The following is a 16,102-nucleotide window of genomic DNA, read 5'->3' as shown; positions in this document are numbered from 1 at the left end:
ATCACCATGGGCGTCACGCTCGCCAAGGGAGGCAATGTCTCCCTCTCCAAGGCCGCACCGAATCTCACCCAGGTCCTCGTAGGGCTCGGCTGGGACGCGCGTTCCACCACCGGCGCGCCCTTCGACCTCGATGCCAGCGCCCTGCTCTGCAACGCGGGCAAGGTGCTCGGCGACGAGTGGTTCGTCTTCTACAACAACCTCAAGAGCCCCGACGGCTCCGTGGAGCACACCGGGGACAACCTCACCGGTGAAGGAGAGGGCGACGACGAGTCGCTCCTGATCGACCTCTCCAAGGTGCCCGCCAACTGCGACAAGATCATCTTCCCCGTCTCGATCCATGACGCGGACAACCGCGGTCAGACGTTCGGGCAGGTCAGCAACGCGTTCATCCGTGTGGCCAACCAGGCCGACGGTCAGGAGCTCGCGCGCTACGACCTCTCCGAGGACGCCTCCACGGAGACCGCGATGATCTTCGGCGAGGTGTATCGCTACGGGGGAGAGTGGAAGTTCCGTGCGGTGGGGCAGGGGTACGCGTCGGGTCTGCGGGGAATCGCTCTAGACTTCGGCGTCAACGTTTCGTAAAGGGTCACGCACGCAGCGTGGCCTCGGCGACGAAGACGGAGAGTCACCTGCTGCGCCTGGAAACGAGGCAGATGACTCTCCGGGAACCCGCCGCCCGAAGGACGGGAGTCTGTTCATTATGCCCAAGGAACCGCAGTCGACCGGCTTACGCCCCATGGGTCATGTCCTCATGTACTGCGCCGCGCTCGCCGCAGGTGTGGTGCTCGTCGTCACCGGTGGAGCCACTCCGGTGGAGGCGTCCGGTTACGTCTCTCCGTTCCTGCTGATCTTCGAGGGGGCGAGGGCGCACAGGTGACGGAACAAGCCCGTGGGCCTCGCTCCGCGTCCGGGGAGGGTCGCCCTCTCCGGACGCGTAGCGGGACCTCTACACTTCGGGGTCAACGTTTCGTAAAGCAGGGGACCGCCGCGGGGGAGACCGCTAAACGGGAGCCCGTACACACACGATTGGGTAGCCAGTGCTTCTGAAAACCTTCGGCTGGTCGTTCGCGGTCACCGCGCTCGGCCTGGTGGCCGCGGTGTTCTACGGGGGGTGGACCGGGTTCGGCGTCGTGGCGATCCTGTCCATCCTCGAGATCTCGGTGTCCTTCGACAACGCGGTGGTCAACGCCGGGATCCTGAAGAAGATGAATGCCTTCTGGCAGAAGATCTTCCTCACCATCGGTGTGCTGATCGCCGTCTTCGGCATGCGGCTCGTGTTCCCCGTCGCGATCGTGGCCATCAGCGCAAAGATCGGCCCGATCGAAGCTGTGCGGCTCGCGCTCAACGACAAGGACAAGTACCAGCAGCTGGTGACCGACGCTCACCCGTCGATCGCCGCGTTCGGTGGCATGTTCCTGTTGATGATCTTCCTCGACTTCATTTTCGAGGACCGTGACATCAAATGGCTGAGCTGGATCGAGCGCCCGCTCGCCAAGCTCGGCAAGGTCGACATGCTGTCGGTCTGCATCGCGCTCATCGCGCTCATGGTCACCGCGATGACCTTCGCCACCAACGCCCACCAGCACGGCGGCGCGCACGTGGACAAGGCGCAGACGGTCCTCATCGCCGGTATCGCGGGTCTGATCACCTATCTCATCGTGGGCGGCCTCTCCGGCTTCTTCGAGAACAAGCTCGAGGAGAGCGAGGAGCGCGAGCACGAGGAGGAGGAAGAGGCCAAGAAGAGCGGCAAGAAGGTTCCTGCTGTCGTGATGGCGGGCAAGGCCGCGTTCTTCATGTTCCTCTACCTCGAGGTCCTGGACGCGTCGTTCTCCTTCGACGGCGTCATCGGCGCCTTCGCGATCACCAACGACATCGTCCTGATGGCCCTCGGCCTCGGCATCGGCGCCATGTACGTCCGTTCGCTCACGGTCTACCTGGTCCGCCAGGGCACCCTCGACGACTACGTCTACCTGGAGCACGGCGCGCACTACGCGATCGGCGCCCTCGCCGTGATCCTCCTGGTCACGATCCAGTACGAGATCCACGAGGTGATCACCGGATCCGTCGGTGTCCTCCTGATCGCCTGGTCCTTCTTCTCGTCCGTGCGCCGCAACCGCGCGCTGGCGGCGGCGGAGGGAAAATCGGGGGCGGGCGAGAAGCCTGAGGTCTCGTCCGGGGTCTGACACTGTCCGAATCCCGCGCCGCCGTGTCCGGTTCCGGTTTCCGGAGTGTGACGGCGGCCGGGGTGAGGAACGCTCTTTTCGGGGCGGCCGTCGAGGAGATGTCCTCACGGCCGCCCCGTATCCGTACGGGGCACGAGGGCACTTGGGGGCGGCATGTCCTTCTGGGACGGTCTGTGGCGTGGGCGTTCGATGGACTACGAATCGGGCAGCGCCGCGACCAACTCCATCGAACTGACCAAACGACACCCGACGGTCTCGCTCAGCAAACAGGGCGCGGCCAGCGGCAACCTGCGCGTCAACCTCTCCTGGCAGATGCGCACCTCCGACCTCCTCGGCAAGCAGCGCGGCGGCGGTCTGCTGCGCCACCCCTTCCAGATGTTCCGGCCCGAGCCGGTCCAGGCGCACACGCAGAGCATGGTCAACGTCGACCTCGACCTCGGCTGCCTCTACGAGCTCACCGACGGCGAGAAGGGCGTGGTGCAGCCGCTGGGGCACTTCTTCGGGAGCCTCAACTCGCCGCCGTACGTGAAGGGCAGCGGCGACGACCGGTTCGGTTCGGGATCGGGCGAGACGCTCTACGTCAACCTCGACCACCGCGAGTCGATCAAGCGGCTGCTGGTCTTCGTGTACATCTACGACCAGACCCCCGCCTTCGACCGTACGCACGCCAAGGTCACGCTCTACCCCAGCAACGGCCCGCGGATCGAGATCGACCTGGACGAGCGCCAGCCGCAGGCCCGCTCGTGCGCCGTCGTCTCCATCGAGAACGTCAAGGGCGAGCTGGTGGTGCGCCGCGAGGTGAAGTTCGTCTACGGCTTCCAGGCGGAACTCGACCGGCTGTACGGCTGGGGCCTGCAGTGGGGCAGGGGCTACAAGTCGAAGGTGGGCTGAGCGGCCTGCACCGGCAAGAGCCCGGAAGCAGCGTCAGCGGGGCAGGAACTGCGGGCCCTGCGGAGGCAGCCGGAAGTTCGGGTCCGGCATCGGGGCGACCGGCTGCGGATAGCCGTACGACGGCTGCGCGACCGGCGCGGCGGCGACGACCGGCGTGGGCTGGGTGGGAGCCGCCGGAGGGTAGCCGTACGCGGGCTGGGGCGCCGGGTGCCGGGGCGGCGCGGGCGGATAGCCGTACGCGGGCTGCGGGGCCGTCTGCGGGGCGGGCTGCGCGATCGACGGCTGGTGCGCGGGCTGCTGCGGCGGCAGCGGGAACGAGGCGGGCGGCGGGGGGAACGCGGCGGGCGGTGGCTGGGACCCGGCGGAGTCCGTGTCGTCCACCGAGATCCCGAAGTCGGACGCCAGACCTTCGAGGCCGTTGGAGTACCCCTCGCCGAGGGCCCGGAACTTCCAGCCCTCGCCGCGCCGGTAGAGCTCCCCGCAGATCAGCGCGGTCTCCTCGCCGGTCTGCGGCGTGATGTCGAAGTACGCCAGCGGTTCGGCGTCGGTGACTGCCGCGTCGTACAGCAGGATGCGCAGTGCCGGTACGTGCTGGAAGGAGACGCCCTCCGCGGACGCGGCGAGGAGCACCCGGCTCACGGCCGGGTCCATGCCCGCCAGATCCGTCTGGATGGTGTCGGTGAGCCCCTCGGCCACCCGCTTCTTGCCGAGCCGCCAGACCTTGCCCGCGGGGTGACGCGGCTGGTTGTAGAAGACGAAGTCCTCGTCGGAGCGGACCCGTCCTTCGCCGCCGAGGAGCAGCGCGGAGGCGTCGACGTCGGGGACGCCCTGGCCCGGGGTCCAGCGCAGCACGGCGCGGACCGCCGTGGCTTCGAGCGGGACGTTCGACCCCTTCAGCATGGCGTGCGTCATGCGGTCATCCTGCCTTCCCCCGCCCCGGCGGGACAACGTGGGGGCCTCACCGGCCCGGTCGCGTCGACAGGCGCCTGACCTGCGAGGGGCAGGGGCGTGCGACGGTTGTGTGGTCTGCGTGTGTGTCTTGGCCGGGTTACCTGAAGTTCATGCCCGGTGGGAACCCCCGACAGGCCTCTCTACGTACTATTACCGGCCACATCATGTCGGGCCGCGTCGACGAAACAGGCGATAGCAGGGGATCTCATGCGTCATTTCGGGCACATCGCCCCAGAGGTGCGACAGCGCCTCTTCCACCGGGAGCCGGGTGCCTTCAGCGCGGACTCCGCCCCACACCTGCTCGCGCCCGCCCTCGGCGGCACGCTCTACAGCCCCGCGACCCGCCCCCGCCTCGCCGACGACATCCTGAAACAGGCCGGGCGCGGAGTGACCTCCATGGTGCTGTGCCTGGAGGACTCCATCGACGACGCGGACGTCGCGGCCGCCGAGGAGAACCTGGTCCGGCAATTCTCCGACCTGGTGGAACGCGGCGTGGAGCCGCCGCTGCTCTTCATCAGGGTGCGGGTCGCCGAACAGATACCCGACCTGGTCAACAGGCTCGGCCCGGGCATCGGATTGTTGTCCGGATTCGTACTGCCCAAATTCACCGAAGAGCGGGGCGTGCCCTTCCTGGAGGCGCTCACCGAGGCGGCGGGCGGCACGCCGGAGGGCCGCAGGCTGTTCGCCATGCCCGTCCTGGAGTCGCCCGAGCTGCTGCACCTGGAGAGCCGCGCGGAGACGCTCGCCGGGATCGCCCGCACCGTCGACAAGTACCGCGACCGGGTGCTCGCCCTGCGCCTCGGCGTCACCGACTTCTGCTCGGCGTACGGCCTGCGCAGGCCGCCCGACATGACCGCCTACGACGTACAGATCGTGGCGTCCGTCATCGCGGACGTGGTGAACGTCCTGGGCAGGGCCGACGGCACGGGCTTCACGGTGACCGGGCCCGTGTGGGAGTACTTCCGGGTCCAGGAGCGGATGTTCAAGCCGCAGCTGCGCCGCAGCCCCTTCCTGGAGGGCCGCGCCGACGAACTGCGCCAGGCCCTCATCGAGCACGACATGGACGGGCTGCTCCGCGAGATCGAGCTCGACCGCGCCAACGGACTGCTCGGCAAGACCTGCATCCACCCCTCCCACGTCCTGCCCGTGCACGCGCTCTCGGTGGTCAGCCACGAGGAGTTCAGCGACGCCGAGGACATCCTGCGCCCGGAGCGGGGCGGGGGCGGCGTGCTGCGCTCCTCGTACACGAACAAGATGAACGAGGTGAAGCCGCACCGCGCCTGGGCCGAGCGGACCCTGCGGCGTGCCGAGGTCTTCGGCGTCGCCAGGGAGGACGTCGGCTTCGTGGAGCTGCTCGCGGCAGGGATACCCGGTTGAACCGCCGGAACCCCAGGCTCCATCGCCGGGCTCGCCGGCTGATCGAACATATCGAACATGAGGAACATGACGTACGTGACTGAAGACGCGGTGTGGTCGGGTACCTGGGTCGCCGAGCGGCTCGGGGTCGGACTCGAGGGCGACGAGGGGCTTCGCGGCCTGCTTGGGCTCGCGCTGCGCCGCAACCCCAAGCGGGCGCACCTCCTGGTGTCGAACGTGCTGGGCAAGCACGTGCCGCAGCGCCCCTCCGTCGTCCACGCGGCCGGGCACGATCTCGGCGTCCGGGTGCGGGAACTGCTCGGCGACGTGGAGGCCCGGCGCGCCGTCGTCCTCGGCTACGCGGAGACGGCCACCGGCCTCGGCCACTCGGTCGCGGACGGCCTCGGCCTCGCGCCGTACCTGCACTCCACCCGGCGCCCGGTCGAAGGCGTCGAGCGCGCGGGCGGCTTCGAGGAGTCCCACTCGCACGCCACCTCGCACCTGCTGCTGCCGGAGGACCCCGGGCTGCTCGCAGGGGACGGGCCGCTGGTCCTGGTCGACGACGAGTTCTCCACCGGCAACACGGTCCTCAACACCATCCGCGCCCTGCACGAGCGCTTCCCGCGCGGCCGTTACGTCATCGTGGCCCTCGTCGACATGCGCTCGCCGGACGACCGGGGGCGCCTCGCGGACTTCGCCCGCGAGATCGGCGCGCGCGTCGACCTGATCGCGACGGCCTCCGGGACGGTCCGGCTGCCGGACGGCGTCCTGGAGAAGGGGCAGGCGCTGGTCGCCGAGCACGAGAGCGCCGCGGTGCCGCGGCCGCGCGGGGAGCGCGCCCAGGTCGCCCGCGTCGAGCTGGACTGGCCGCGGGAGATACCCGACGGCGGCCGGCACGGCTTCACCCCCGCGCACCGCGCCGCGCTCGCGGCGGCGCTGCCCGGCATGGCGGCCCGCGTCGCCGATGCCCTGGACGGCGGCGCGCGCCGCGTGCTCGTCCTCGGCTTCGAGGAGCTCATGTACGCGCCGCTCGCGCTCGGCGTGGAGCTGGAGCGGCGCGGCGGCGCCGAGGTGCGGTTCTCCACCACGACCCGCTCGCCGGTGCTCGCCGTGGACGACCCCGGCTACGCGATCCGCACGCGCATCGCCTTCCCCGCGCACGACGACCCGGCCGACGGGCCGGGCACCCGCTACGCCTACAACGTCGCGGGCGGCGGCTTCGACGCGATCGTCGCCGTCGTCGACTCGGCCGCGGACACCCCCCAACTGCACGCACCCGACGGCCTGTTGGCGCAGCTCTCCGCGCACACGGGGCAGGTCCTGCTGGCCGTCATCCCGTCGTACGTCCCGTCGTGCGCTCCCTCGTACGACTCGTCGTGCGCCCCCGAAAGGCCCACCATGCTCCCCGAGCCCCTCCGCGGTCCCACCTTCTCCTCGTACGCGCCCGAGGACGTCGGCTGGCTGCTCCAGGACCTCTCCGACGTGACGCTCGAAGCGCCCACGGAGGAGCGCGAGGAGGCGATACAGAGCGGCGGCGCGCACTACGCCGAGTCGCTGCCGGTCGAGTACCAGCCGAGCGCCCAGTACCAGGACCTCTTCCGCGCCGCGCTCGACACCTCGGCCGCGCGCATCGCCCGCGCCGTCGGCACCGTCACCGAGACCGTGCTCGCCGAACGGTCGCCGCGCCCCGTCCTGGTGTCGCTGGCCCGCGCGGGCACCCCCGTCGGCGTCCTGATGCGCCGCTGGGCCGCGCACCGGCACGGCCTCGACCTGCCCCACTACGCCGTCTCCATCGTGCGCGGCCGGGGCATCGACGCCAACGCGCTGCGCTGGCTCGCCGCCCACCACGACCCGGCCGACGTCGTCTTCGTCGACGGCTGGACGGGCAAGGGTGCCATCACCCGCGAACTGGCCGACGCCGTGCGGGAGTTCGAGGAAGGCGGCGGTCCCGCCGGGTTCAGCCCGGAGATCGCGGTGCTCGCCGACCCCGGTTCGTGCGTCCGCACCTACGGCACCCGCGAGGACTTCCTCATCCCCTCCGCCTGCCTCAACTCCACGGTGTCCGGGCTCATTTCGCGCACCGTGCTCCGCGCCGACCTGGTCGGGCCCGACGACTTCCACGGCGCGAAGTTCTACCGCGAACTCGCGGACACCGATGTGTCGGGCGACTTCGTCGACACCGTCGCGGCCCGCTTCGGGGAGGTCGCGGACGCGGTGGACACGCAGGTCAAGGAGGTCCTCGCCGCCGATCGCGCACCCACCTGGGAGGGCTGGGCCGCCGTCGAGCGGATCAGTGAGGAGCTGGGCATCCACGACGTGAACCTCGTCAAGCCCGGCGTCGGTGAGACGACCCGCGTGCTCCTGCGCCGCGTCCCCTGGAAGATCCTGGCCCGCGCGGGCGCGGGCGCCGACCTCGACCACGTGCGGCTACTCGCCGAGCAGCGCGGCGTGCCCGTCGAGGAGGTGGCCGAACTCCCGTACACCTGCGTCGGGTTGATCCACCCCAAGTACACGCGCGGCGCGACGGGCGCGGACGGCAGGGCGGTGGCGGCCAAGTGAGCGAAGTGAGTCGGGCGAGTCGAGTGAGTCAGGCGAGTCACGTGAAGCGGATCGTCGCGAGCGACCTCGATCGCACGCTCATCTACTCGGCCGCCGCGCTGGGTCTGACCATGCCCGACGCCGAAGCGCCGCGCCTGCTCTGCGTCGAGGTGTACGACAGCAAGCCCCTGTCGTACGTCACCGAGACGGCCGCCGGACTCCTCGACGAACTGGGGCGCTCGGCCGTCTTCGTGCCGACCACGACCCGCACCCGCGAGCAGTACGGACGCATCCATCTGCCGGGGCCCGCACCGGAGTTCGCGATCTGCGCCAACGGCGGGCATATCCTCGTCGACGGCGTGTCCGACCCGGACTGGCAGGCCCGGGTGGCCCGCCGTCTCGCCGACGAGTGCGCCTCGCTCGACGAGGTCCGCGCGCATCTGGTGCGCACCGCCGACCCGGCCTGGCTGCTCAAGGAGCGTGTCGCGGAGGACCTCTTCGCGTACCTCGTCGTCGAGCGCTCGCTCCTTCCCGACGGCTGGGTCAAGGAGCTCGCCGCCTGGGCGGAGGGGCGCGGCTGGACCGTCTCGTTGCAGGGCCGCAAGATCTACGCGGTGCCGAAGCCGCTCACCAAGAGCGCGGCGGTACGGGAGGTCGCCCGGCGGGTCGGCGCCGAGGAGGTCCTCGCGGCGGGGGACTCGCTGCTCGACGCGGATCTGCTGCTCGCGGCGGACCGGTCCTGGCGGCCGGGGCACGGTGAGCTGGCGGACACGGGGTTCGTGGCGCCGGGGCTCACGGTCCTGCCCGAGCGCGGGGTCGCGGCGGGGGAGGAGATCCTGCGGGCTTTCCTCCGGGCGGGCTAGCCTTCGCGGTATGCCTCGTTACGAATTTCGATGCCGGTCCTGTGGGGACACGTTCGAGTTGAGTCGGCCCATGGCGGAGTCGTCCGCGCCCGCGGTGTGCCCTGTCGGGCATGAGGACACGGTGAAGCTTTTGTCTGCTGTTGCTGTCGGGGGGTCCTCGGCGCCGTCCGCCCCCTCCGGCGGGGGTGGGGGCGGTTGTTGTGGTGGGGGCTGCTGCGGCTGAGGGCGTCGGTGAGGGGAGTCGGCTGCGGGTTCGTCGTGGCTGGTCGCGCAGTTCCCCGCGCCCCTGACGGGGTGTCCCCCTGCGCGTGCCTCTAGCGGACCACCGTGCCGGGGCCCGATCCCAGCAAGTCCAACTCCGCCCGCGTGGGCGCCCCTTCCCAGTCGCCGTGTGACGCCACCGCGAACGCGCCCGTGGTGACCGCGCGGTCCAGGCGGGTCGGTACGTCCGTGCTGTCGAGCAGCGCCGAGAGGTAACCGGCCACGAACGCGTCGCCCGCGCCCACCGCGTCCACGGCCCGCACCTCGCGGGCCGGGGCGTGGAGTGCGGCGTCGGCCGTGTGAGCCGTCGCGCCGTCCGCGCCGAGCTTGACCACGACCTCCCGGACGCCGCCGTCGACGAGGGACTTCTCCGGGGCATCGGTGGGGCCGTTCTCCGGCAGGCACAGCGGCAGCTCGTCGTCGGAGGCGATGAGGACGTCGACGTACGGAATCCACTCGCGCAGTTCGGCCGCCGCCTCCTCCCGGCTCCACAGCCGGGAGCGGAAGTTGACGTCCAGGCACACCTCGGTGCCGTGCTCGCGCGCGAGCCGCAGTGCGTGGCGGCAGGCGTCGCGAGCCGAGGGACCGAGCGCCGGGGTGATGCCGGTCAGGTGCAGCACGCGCGGCGGCCGGGGCGCGGCGAAGGCGGCGGGCACGTCGTCCGGCGACAGACGGGATCCCGCGCTGCCCGCGCGGTAGTAGTGCACCCGGGTCACCTCGGGCAGCCGCGGCTCGAACAGGATCAGGCCGGTCGGGGCGGCGGGGTCACGGGTGGCGGCGGTGACGTCGACGCCCTCCGCGCGCAGCGTGCGCAGGACCAGCTCGCCCGCCTCGTCGTCGCCGACCGCGCCCGCCCAGCGGACGGTGTGGCCGAGGCGGGCCAGGCCGATGGCCACATTGCTCTCGGCGCCCGCGACGGAGACGTTCATGGCGCCGCCCAGCTTGAGCGGGCCGCTGCCGCGCAGCGCGACCATGGTCTCGCCGAGGGTGAGGACGTCGGGTCCCGCGTCGCAGGGCGCCGCGGTCATCGGCGTACCGCCTCCTCCGGAGCCTTGACGGGCTCCGTCACCTTCACGAACTCCGCCGCCCGGGCGCGCAGCGCGCCCAGGTCGCCGCCGTCCGCCGCGTCGCCGATCAGTGGGGAGCCGACGCCCACCGCGACCGCGCCGAGTGCCAGGTACGCCTCGGCGGCCGCCGCGTCCACGCCGCCGACCGGCACGAAGGGGGTGTCGGGGAAGGGGGCGCGCAGTGCCTTGAGGTAGCCGGGGCCGCCCATCGCCGACGCGGGGAAGATCTTCAGCGCCGTCACGCCCGCGGTCCGGGCCGCGATGACGTCGGTGGGCGTCAGGACGCCGCCGAGGACCGGGAGGCCGAGGCGCCCCGCCTCCTCGACGCCCGCGCCGAGACCGGGCGTGACGATGAGGTTGGCGCCCGCGTCGGCCGCCCGGCGCGCGTCGTCCGCGGTGAGGACGGTGCCCGCGCCGAGCCAGGCGTCCGTGCCCAGTTCGGCCCGCGCCCTGCGCAGGACGGCCAGGGCGTCGGCGCCGCTGAGGGAGACCTCGACCAGCGGGACTCCGGACTCGACGAGCGTCATGACCGTACGGAAGGAGGCGTCCGGGTCGGTGCCGCGCACGATGGCGACGAGGCGCCGGGCCCGGAGAGCCGCGGGGAAGTCGAGCATGTCCCCAGATTCGCACAGCCGTTTCAGCTGGTCCGATCCGGGTGGCGGGCCCTCCAGTACGGGTTGTCGTGCGGCAGCCCGCCGCTGACCCGGCCGTACATCCCGAAGGTCATGAGCAGCACGCCCACCACGAAGCTGAACAGGACGTTCTGGATCCGGAACGCCAGGAAGTTGTAGCGGGTGTCGAGCAGGGCGAGATTGACGAAGCCGCTGAGCAGGAACAGGACGCCGAGCGTCATGTTCAGCGTCGACGCGGTGTTGCCGCCGATCACCATGCCGACGAAGAGCAGCAGACCGACGGCGATGGACAGGATGCTCAGCGCGCCGTTGGTGTTGAGCCCCGCGACGGTGTCGCCGCGGGTGTCGAAGAAGCCGATCCTGTCGATGAGGCCGAGGACGCCGAAGGCGAGCAGGACGAGCCCCATCAGGCCCGCGCCGACGCGGTAGACCTTGCTCAGCCGGTGGTCGACGGGCAGGTCCTCGTCGAGGATGATGCGGCGCCTGTGGCCCTTGGGCTTGGAGTGGAGCACATGCGTGGCCATGTCCGCCTCCTTGGTGCGCGCGGAGGCCGTGCTCGTCGTACCGACTGGCTGGCGTACTACGGCGCGGCCGTGCGTGACTCCAGGATCCGCCCGTGGGCCGACGACCGCCAAACGCAGCGGCCGCATCCCGCGATGTCAGGCCCCCTGACCTCGGCTTTCAGGCCCCCTGACCTCGAATGTCAGGCCCTCTGGCCTCGGCTGCCAGGCCCTCTGGCCTCGATGTCAGGCCCCCTGCCCCCGCTCCTCCCGGATCTGCGCGACCACGCGCGCCACCGTCGAGCGGACCGCCTCGGTCTCGGTCAGGAAGTGCCAGTAGTCGGGGTGGCGGCCCTCCAGGGAGGCCACCGCGCGGTCCAGGCGCGCCACGGAGTCGTCCAGCGGGCGCGCGTGGCGCGGCTCGGGCGTCTGGCGGCCCGCCATCGCGAGGCGCTGCGCGTCCCTGATGGCGAAGCGGGTGCGCTCTATCTCCTGCTGGGGGTCCTTCGAGACGGCGTTCAGCCGCCGCAGCCGGTCCCCGGCCGCCGAGACCGCCTCGTCCGTCGAGTTGAGCAGCGCCCGCACCGTGGAGAGCAGCGAGGTGGCGTCGGGCCAGCGCTGCTCCTCGCGGGCCTGCCTGGCCTCCTTGAGCTTGGCCTCGGCCTGTCGCACGTTCTCCCCGGCCTGCTCGGGGACCTGCTGGAGGTCCTGCCAGCAGGCGACGGAGAAACGGCGTCTGAGCTCGCTGAGCACCGGCTCGACCTGGCCGCTGCGGGTGGTCAGGGCCTGCGCGCGCGTCCGCAGCGACACGAGGCGCCGGTCGATCTCGGCGGCGCGCTCCGGCAGCCGCTCGGCCTCGGCCCGCACGGCCTCCGCGTCGCGCAGCACGCGGTCGGCGCGCTGAAGCGTCTCCGCTACGCCGTGCTGCCCCGCCCCCTGGTTGAGCTTGGTCAGCTCGGGGCCGAGCGCGGCGAGCCGGGCGGCGAGGTCGTCGGCCTTCAGCCCCGCACCGCGCACGGCGTCAAGGGCGTTGCTCGCGGCGAGCAGGGTCTGGCGGGCCCGCTCGATCGCGGGGGCGAGCCGGGCGAGCTGCGTCTCCGCCTTGTCGAGCAGCGGGCCGAGGCCCTGCTGGAAGCGCTCCAGGTCCTGCTTGACCTTGCCCAGCTCGTCCTTGGCCCGGGTGAGCTCGGTCCTCGCCTGGGCGGCGACCGAGGTGTCCAGGTCGTCCCTGTCCAGGTCGTGGGCGTCCACGGCGCTGATGTACTGGTGGCTGACCTCGTCGATGCGCCGTCCGACGGCCTCGAAGTCCGACACGGCGCGCTGCGCGGCGGGCGAGGAGTCGACGGCGACGATCGTCTCGACGGAGATGCGCAGGTCGCGCTGGGCGGTGTCCAGCTCGTAGAAGGCGGCGGCAGCGGCGTCCTTCGCGGCCTGCGCCTCGGCGCGCACGCTCTCGCCCCGGCCGCCGAACCACCGGCGCGTGCCGCCGCCCGCGAAGGCGGCGGGAAGGGTGGCGGCGAGGAGGGGCAGGGGGAGCAGGACGAGGGCGAGGACGTCGCGCAGCGGCCCGCCGGGGCGCGTCCTCGCGTGAGGCAGGCGTACGTGACTGGGCACGTGTACCGATCCGGTCCCGGCGTGACGAGGCACGCGTACCGAGTCAGTCCCTGCGTGACGAGGCACGCGTACCGAGCCGGTCCCGGTCCCCGCGCGCCCTCCGTCCGGTGTGTACGGCTGCGAAGGTGTCGCCGTCACTATCCCTCTCCCGTGCTGTCATCCGCCCTGCCCGGTGTCACATTCTCCCACCGGTTAGACGAACGCACGGGTCGGTTAGTTCGCGGTGCGCACGGTGACTTTGCCGTCGGTGCTGTGGACGGACACCCGGTGCGGGCTGTTGTCGTCGCGCGGCACGGATACGTCGACGGCTCCGTCGGAGGTCTCGGTCCGTACGTCGTAGGCGACCTTGCCCCCGTTCTTCTTGCTCTTCCCGCTCGGGACCGCGATGTCGACGGAGCCGTCCTTGCTGCGGGCGTCGACGCGGTCGGGCACGTCGGCCAGCTCCAGCGAGACGGAACCGTCCTTGGAGCTGACGGCCACCTGGCGCGACGTGACGCCGCGCGCGGTGATCGAGCCGTCGGAGCTGCCCAGGTCGAGGGGGCCGACGGAGTCCTCGACGGTGATGGAGCCGTCGGAGCTGCGCAGGCTGAGCGGCCCCCGGGAGCCCTTGACGCTGACGGAGCCGTCCTTCGTGTCCACCTTCAGGGCCTCGTGGAATCCGTTGGCGGTGACCTGACCGTCCTTGTTCTCGACGGTCACGGCGACCCCGCGGGGCACCTCGACGCGGTGCTTGGCCGAGCAGTTGACGATGACGCCGGAGCACGTCATGCCCAGCTTGAGCCGGTCCCCGGCCATCTCCCACGTCACCTTGGTGTCGCCGCCGAGCACGGACCGCCCGTCGAACCACCGGGTCACCTTCAGGTCCTTGCCGCCGCTGCCCGCCGGGACCAGTTCGAGTGCGGAGTTGCCGGACTCGACGGTCAGCGTCTTGCCGGGCAGCGCGAACGTCCGGTGCTCCGGCTCGCTGTCATCCGCCGCGTCGGCCCCGCACGCCCCGACGAGCGCCACGAGCGCGGCGGTTCCGGTGGCGGCGGCAAGGGTGCGGACGACGCGTGGACGCCGGGTACGGACGGACATGGGGTCCCCCTGAGGATGATCTTGACTTCTCCGCGAGACTCTACGGGCCGCCCCACACCGGGAGAATCCGGACTGCCACCGGGTGCGTGGTGGGGTTAACCCCCCGGAGCGGAGCGCGGGAACAACGGGTTTGCGAGGCACCGCCATCGGCAAGGTAGGCTGTCGATTCGTCCCGGGCGCGTAGCTCAGGGGTAGAGCGCCTCCCTTACAAGGAGGATGTCGGCGGTTCGAAACCGTCCGCGCCCACCGGGTCTGAACAGCGACGGAGCCCCGTACCGAGCAAGGTACGGGGCTTCGTCGCGTCGTTCACGCGGGGTCCGGGGGCGCCGGGTCCTCGCCGTAGAAGCCGTCCAGCTGTGCGTTGAGCTCCGCCAGGTCGGGGTGTTCGGCGATGTCGCGGACCTCTGCCGCGGTCAGGGCCTCCGTCAGCTTGCGCATCGACCGGGCCGCGAGTCCCGCCTCCGCCGTCCTTTCGAGCTCGGCGGCCCGTTTGCGGTGGAGGCCGGCCAGGATGCGGAGTTGGCGGGCGCGCAGTTCGTACGGGTCGACGGGCTCGCTCATGTGCTCTGCTCCTTCTCGGGACTTCGACGAGGTCCTTCTCCGGGACTTCGGCAAGGTGTCGACAGGGTCGCACGAAGTCCTGAACGGAGCAGGAGCCGCGAACAGGAAGTCCCCCTCCCGCCCGAAGGCGAGAGGGGGACGGCCGAGTGGCTCAGATCTCGCAGGCCGTGGGGACCCAGCCCTTCATGCCCCGGTAGGCGATGGGGGACCAGCGGTTGTCCTCGTCCCAGCCGCAGAGGTTGCGGTAGGTCTGGCCGCTGGAGACCGTGCACGCGGTGAACTTGGCCTTCGCGCCCTTGGGGAAGAGGCCGACCGCCGTGCCGTTGAGCTTCTTGGTCTTGCGGATCTTCACGCTCTCCTTCGCCTTGACCGTCATGCCCTTGCCGGGGCACGACCCGGAGGAGACCGCCGTAGGCGCCGCCTCGGGCGTCGCGGCACCTGCCGCGACGGTTCCGGCTGCGAACGTTGCCCCCGTCATCGCCACCACACTCAGCAGCGAAGCGAACTTCTTCACGAACTAACCCCGTTCGGTCATGGGTTGGGCGCCCTCGGGCGCTCTTGATCAGACAGGAGCCTAGGGACAGGGGGCGGGTGACCGAGGTGAGGGGAGGACTCGGTCACACAATCACCTCATGATCCACTCGGCGTGCCCAAGTCGATCCGGGGAGTCGTCCGCGTGATGACTCTGCGTGATGGAAGTCGGCGGTCATCGGTGGGCGCTGCCGGAACGTGCGGCCGTGCCTCCACATCATGTCGATCCTGTGCATCTTTGCCGTCGGCGCCATGGAAGCCGGACGAGGCCGCCCATCTCGCAAGGGGGCGCCTTCGGAGGTCGTGATAACACGGAGTAATCAATTCCGAAGGAGGGCACGGTCTCATGGGTATCTTCAGCCGTCGTCAGACCGACACCGTCGAGCCGGGCTCGGGCGGCGGGGCCGGTGCGTCTCTCGCGCAGGCCGGGGGCGCGGGTGTCGCGCTCGATCCGGCGCTTCGGGCGCTCGACGGGCAGTGGACCATCGACCGTCCGCACAGCCGCATCGGGTTCTCCGTGCGACACGCGATGGTCACCACCGTGCGGGGCGCCTTCGCCGACTACGACAGCGCGTTGTCCTTCGACGGCGGCAACCCCGCCGCCTCGCGGGCCGAACTCGTCATACGCGTCGGCAGCGTCGACACGGGAGTGGAGCAGCGGGACGCGCATCTCGTGGGGACCGACTTCTTCGACGCGCGGCGCTTCCCGGAGATGGCGTTCCGGAGCACCTCCACGCGGCACGAGGGCGGGGAGAGTTTCCGTATGACGGGGGACCTGACCATCCGCGACGTCACCAGGCCCGTCGAGCTGCAGCTCGACTACCTCGGCTCGGTGCTCGACCCCTTCGGCTTCGAGCGCGTCGGGTTCGACGGCACCACCACCATCGACCGCACCGAGTGGGGCCTCGTCTACAACCAGCGCCTCAAGGCGGGCGGCACCATGGTGAGCGAGAAGGTCCGCCTGCAGTTCGACATTTCGGCGGTACGGGCCGGGGCGCAGGGCGGGACGACGGGCTGAGGCCCCCGGGAGGTCGGGCCGGGGGCCTCGGGTTCGTGCTTCCCGTCAGCGGCGGGACC

General features: G+C 71.2%; 17 protein-coding genes and 1 tRNA gene. 10 read left to right on the top strand and 8 right to left on the bottom strand.

What is annotated here, in order from left to right:
• Positions 1 to 6: 6 nt before the first annotated feature.
• The 4 genes from KY5_RS12285 to KY5_RS12275 all read left to right on the top strand — a co-directional run bounded on the left by KY5_RS12285 (position 7) and on the right by KY5_RS12275 (position 3,074).
• Positions 7 to 582, top strand: a complete 576-nt coding sequence (locus KY5_RS12285; protein ID WP_098242279.1) for a TerD family protein — start codon at positions 7 to 9, stop codon at positions 580 to 582.
• Positions 583 to 736: 154 nt separating this feature from the next.
• On the top strand, positions 737 to 877 hold the full coding sequence (locus KY5_RS42130; protein WP_199843731.1) for a hypothetical protein: 141 nt from the start codon (positions 737 to 739) through the stop codon (positions 875 to 877).
• A 160-nt stretch (positions 878 to 1,037) separates the two neighbouring features.
• Entirely contained in the window at positions 1,038 to 2,183 is a 1,146-nt protein-coding gene (locus KY5_RS12280) for a DUF475 domain-containing protein (RefSeq protein ID WP_098242278.1), read from the top strand.
• A 153-nt stretch (positions 2,184 to 2,336) separates the two neighbouring features.
• On the top strand, positions 2,337 to 3,074 hold the full coding sequence (locus KY5_RS12275) for a TerD family protein (protein WP_098242277.1): 738 nt from the start codon (positions 2,337 to 2,339) through the stop codon (positions 3,072 to 3,074).
• 33 nt (positions 3,075 to 3,107) lie between these two features.
• Here the strand turns inward: KY5_RS12275 and KY5_RS12270 are convergent, their stop codons facing one another.
• Positions 3,108 to 3,986: a TerD family protein gene (locus KY5_RS12270; protein WP_098242276.1), complete on the bottom strand. Its 879-nt coding sequence runs from the start codon at positions 3,984 to 3,986 to the stop codon at positions 3,108 to 3,110.
• Positions 3,987 to 4,232: 246 nt separating this feature from the next.
• On the opposite strand from KY5_RS12270, the gene KY5_RS12265 reads away from it, so the two are divergent.
• From KY5_RS12265 to KY5_RS12250, 4 genes are all read left to right on the top strand, one after another.
• Positions 4,233 to 5,402, top strand: a complete 1,170-nt coding sequence (locus tag KY5_RS12265; protein ID WP_098242275.1) for an HpcH/HpaI aldolase/citrate lyase family protein — start codon at positions 4,233 to 4,235, stop codon at positions 5,400 to 5,402.
• Positions 5,403 to 5,468: 66 nt separating this feature from the next.
• Positions 5,469 to 7,940 carry a phosphoribosyltransferase gene (locus KY5_RS12260; protein ID WP_234362706.1) on the top strand — a complete coding sequence of 824 codons (2,472 nt, stop codon included), beginning with the start codon at positions 5,469 to 5,471 and terminating at the stop codon, positions 7,938 to 7,940.
• Between the two features lie 41 nt (positions 7,941 to 7,981).
• Positions 7,982 to 8,782, top strand: a complete 801-nt coding sequence (locus KY5_RS12255) for an HAD family hydrolase (RefSeq protein WP_098242273.1) — start codon at positions 7,982 to 7,984, stop codon at positions 8,780 to 8,782.
• A gap of 10 nt (positions 8,783 to 8,792) precedes the next feature.
• Positions 8,793 to 9,005: an FmdB family zinc ribbon protein gene (locus KY5_RS12250; protein ID WP_098242272.1), complete on the top strand. Its 213-nt coding sequence runs from the start codon at positions 8,793 to 8,795 to the stop codon at positions 9,003 to 9,005.
• Positions 9,006 to 9,096: 91 nt separating this feature from the next.
• Here the strand turns inward: KY5_RS12250 and KY5_RS12245 are convergent, their stop codons facing one another.
• The 5 genes from KY5_RS12245 to KY5_RS12225 all read right to left on the bottom strand — a co-directional run bounded on the left by KY5_RS12245 (position 9,097) and on the right by KY5_RS12225 (position 13,933).
• Positions 9,097 to 10,071, bottom strand: coding sequence for a sugar kinase (locus KY5_RS12245; protein WP_098242271.1), 975 nt, complete (start codon positions 10,069 to 10,071; stop codon positions 9,097 to 9,099).
• Positions 10,068 to 10,724, bottom strand: a complete 657-nt coding sequence (locus tag KY5_RS12240; RefSeq protein WP_098242270.1) for a bifunctional 4-hydroxy-2-oxoglutarate aldolase/2-dehydro-3-deoxy-phosphogluconate aldolase — start codon at positions 10,722 to 10,724, stop codon at positions 10,068 to 10,070. The genes KY5_RS12245 and KY5_RS12240 overlap by 4 nt, the downstream gene beginning before the upstream one ends.
• A 23-nt stretch (positions 10,725 to 10,747) precedes the next feature.
• A complete protein-coding gene (locus tag KY5_RS12235) occupies positions 10,748 to 11,266 on the bottom strand; it encodes a DUF4383 domain-containing protein (protein WP_098242269.1) in 519 nt (172 codons plus the stop codon).
• 222 nt (positions 11,267 to 11,488) lie between these two features.
• A complete protein-coding gene (locus KY5_RS12230) occupies positions 11,489 to 12,856 on the bottom strand; it encodes a hypothetical protein (protein WP_098242268.1) in 1,368 nt (455 codons plus the stop codon).
• Between the two features lie 213 nt (positions 12,857 to 13,069).
• Positions 13,070 to 13,933, bottom strand: a complete 864-nt coding sequence (locus KY5_RS12225; RefSeq protein WP_098242267.1) for a DUF4097 family beta strand repeat-containing protein — start codon at positions 13,931 to 13,933, stop codon at positions 13,070 to 13,072.
• 174 nt (positions 13,934 to 14,107) lie between these two features.
• Between KY5_RS12225 and KY5_RS12220 the strand changes: the two genes are divergently transcribed.
• Positions 14,108 to 14,179, top strand: a tRNA-Val gene (locus tag KY5_RS12220).
• 60 nt (positions 14,180 to 14,239) lie between these two features.
• Here KY5_RS12220 and KY5_RS12215 read toward each other — a convergent pair.
• Complete coding sequence (locus tag KY5_RS12215) at positions 14,240 to 14,494, bottom strand: hypothetical protein (protein ID WP_098242266.1); 255 nt, start codon at positions 14,492 to 14,494, stop codon at positions 14,240 to 14,242.
• Between the two features lie 151 nt (positions 14,495 to 14,645).
• Positions 14,646 to 15,008, bottom strand: coding sequence for a hypothetical protein (locus KY5_RS12210; RefSeq protein WP_098242265.1), 363 nt, complete (start codon positions 15,006 to 15,008; stop codon positions 14,646 to 14,648).
• Positions 15,009 to 15,371: 363 nt separating this feature from the next.
• Here KY5_RS12210 and KY5_RS12205 point away from each other — a divergent pair, with 363 nt between their 5' ends.
• Positions 15,372 to 16,043, top strand: a complete 672-nt coding sequence (locus tag KY5_RS12205) for a YceI family protein (protein WP_098242264.1) — start codon at positions 15,372 to 15,374, stop codon at positions 16,041 to 16,043.
• Positions 16,044 to 16,102: the final 59 nt, after the last annotated feature.

The organism is Streptomyces formicae (assembly GCF_002556545.1).
Lineage (GTDB): Bacteria > Actinomycetota > Actinomycetes > Streptomycetales > Streptomycetaceae > Streptomyces > Streptomyces formicae_A.
The sequence above is the reverse complement of the archived record's forward strand: the minus strand, read 5'-3'. Positions and strand labels throughout refer to the sequence as shown.

What these genes read in the sequence shown, in the direction of transcription:
- KY5_RS12235 (WP_098242269.1), bottom strand. Translation starts at nt 11,266, where the DNA reads ATGGCCACGCATGTGCTCCACTCCAAGCCCAAGGGCCACAGGCGCCGC.
- KY5_RS12250 (WP_098242272.1), top strand. Translation starts at nt 8,793, where the DNA reads ATGCCTCGTTACGAATTTCGATGCCGGTCCTGTGGGGACACGTTCGAG.
- KY5_RS42130 (WP_199843731.1), top strand. Translation starts at nt 737, where the DNA reads ATGGGTCATGTCCTCATGTACTGCGCCGCGCTCGCCGCAGGTGTGGTG.
- KY5_RS12225 (WP_098242267.1), bottom strand. Translation starts at nt 13,933, where the DNA reads ATGTCCGTCCGTACCCGGCGTCCACGCGTCGTCCGCACCCTTGCCGCC.
- KY5_RS12260 (WP_234362706.1), top strand. Translation starts at nt 5,469, where the DNA reads ATGACGTACGTGACTGAAGACGCGGTGTGGTCGGGTACCTGGGTCGCC.
- KY5_RS12265 (WP_098242275.1), top strand. Translation starts at nt 4,233, where the DNA reads ATGCGTCATTTCGGGCACATCGCCCCAGAGGTGCGACAGCGCCTCTTC.
- KY5_RS12240 (WP_098242270.1), bottom strand. Translation starts at nt 10,724, where the DNA reads ATGCTCGACTTCCCCGCGGCTCTCCGGGCCCGGCGCCTCGTCGCCATC.
- KY5_RS12270 (WP_098242276.1), bottom strand. Translation starts at nt 3,986, where the DNA reads ATGACGCACGCCATGCTGAAGGGGTCGAACGTCCCGCTCGAAGCCACG.
- KY5_RS12275 (WP_098242277.1), top strand. Translation starts at nt 2,337, where the DNA reads ATGTCCTTCTGGGACGGTCTGTGGCGTGGGCGTTCGATGGACTACGAA.
- KY5_RS12285 (WP_098242279.1), top strand. Translation starts at nt 7, where the DNA reads ATGGGCGTCACGCTCGCCAAGGGAGGCAATGTCTCCCTCTCCAAGGCC.
- KY5_RS12215 (WP_098242266.1), bottom strand. Translation starts at nt 14,494, where the DNA reads ATGAGCGAGCCCGTCGACCCGTACGAACTGCGCGCCCGCCAACTCCGC.
- KY5_RS12245 (WP_098242271.1), bottom strand. Translation starts at nt 10,071, where the DNA reads ATGACCGCGGCGCCCTGCGACGCGGGACCCGACGTCCTCACCCTCGGC.
- KY5_RS12205 (WP_098242264.1), top strand. Translation starts at nt 15,372, where the DNA reads ATGGGTATCTTCAGCCGTCGTCAGACCGACACCGTCGAGCCGGGCTCG.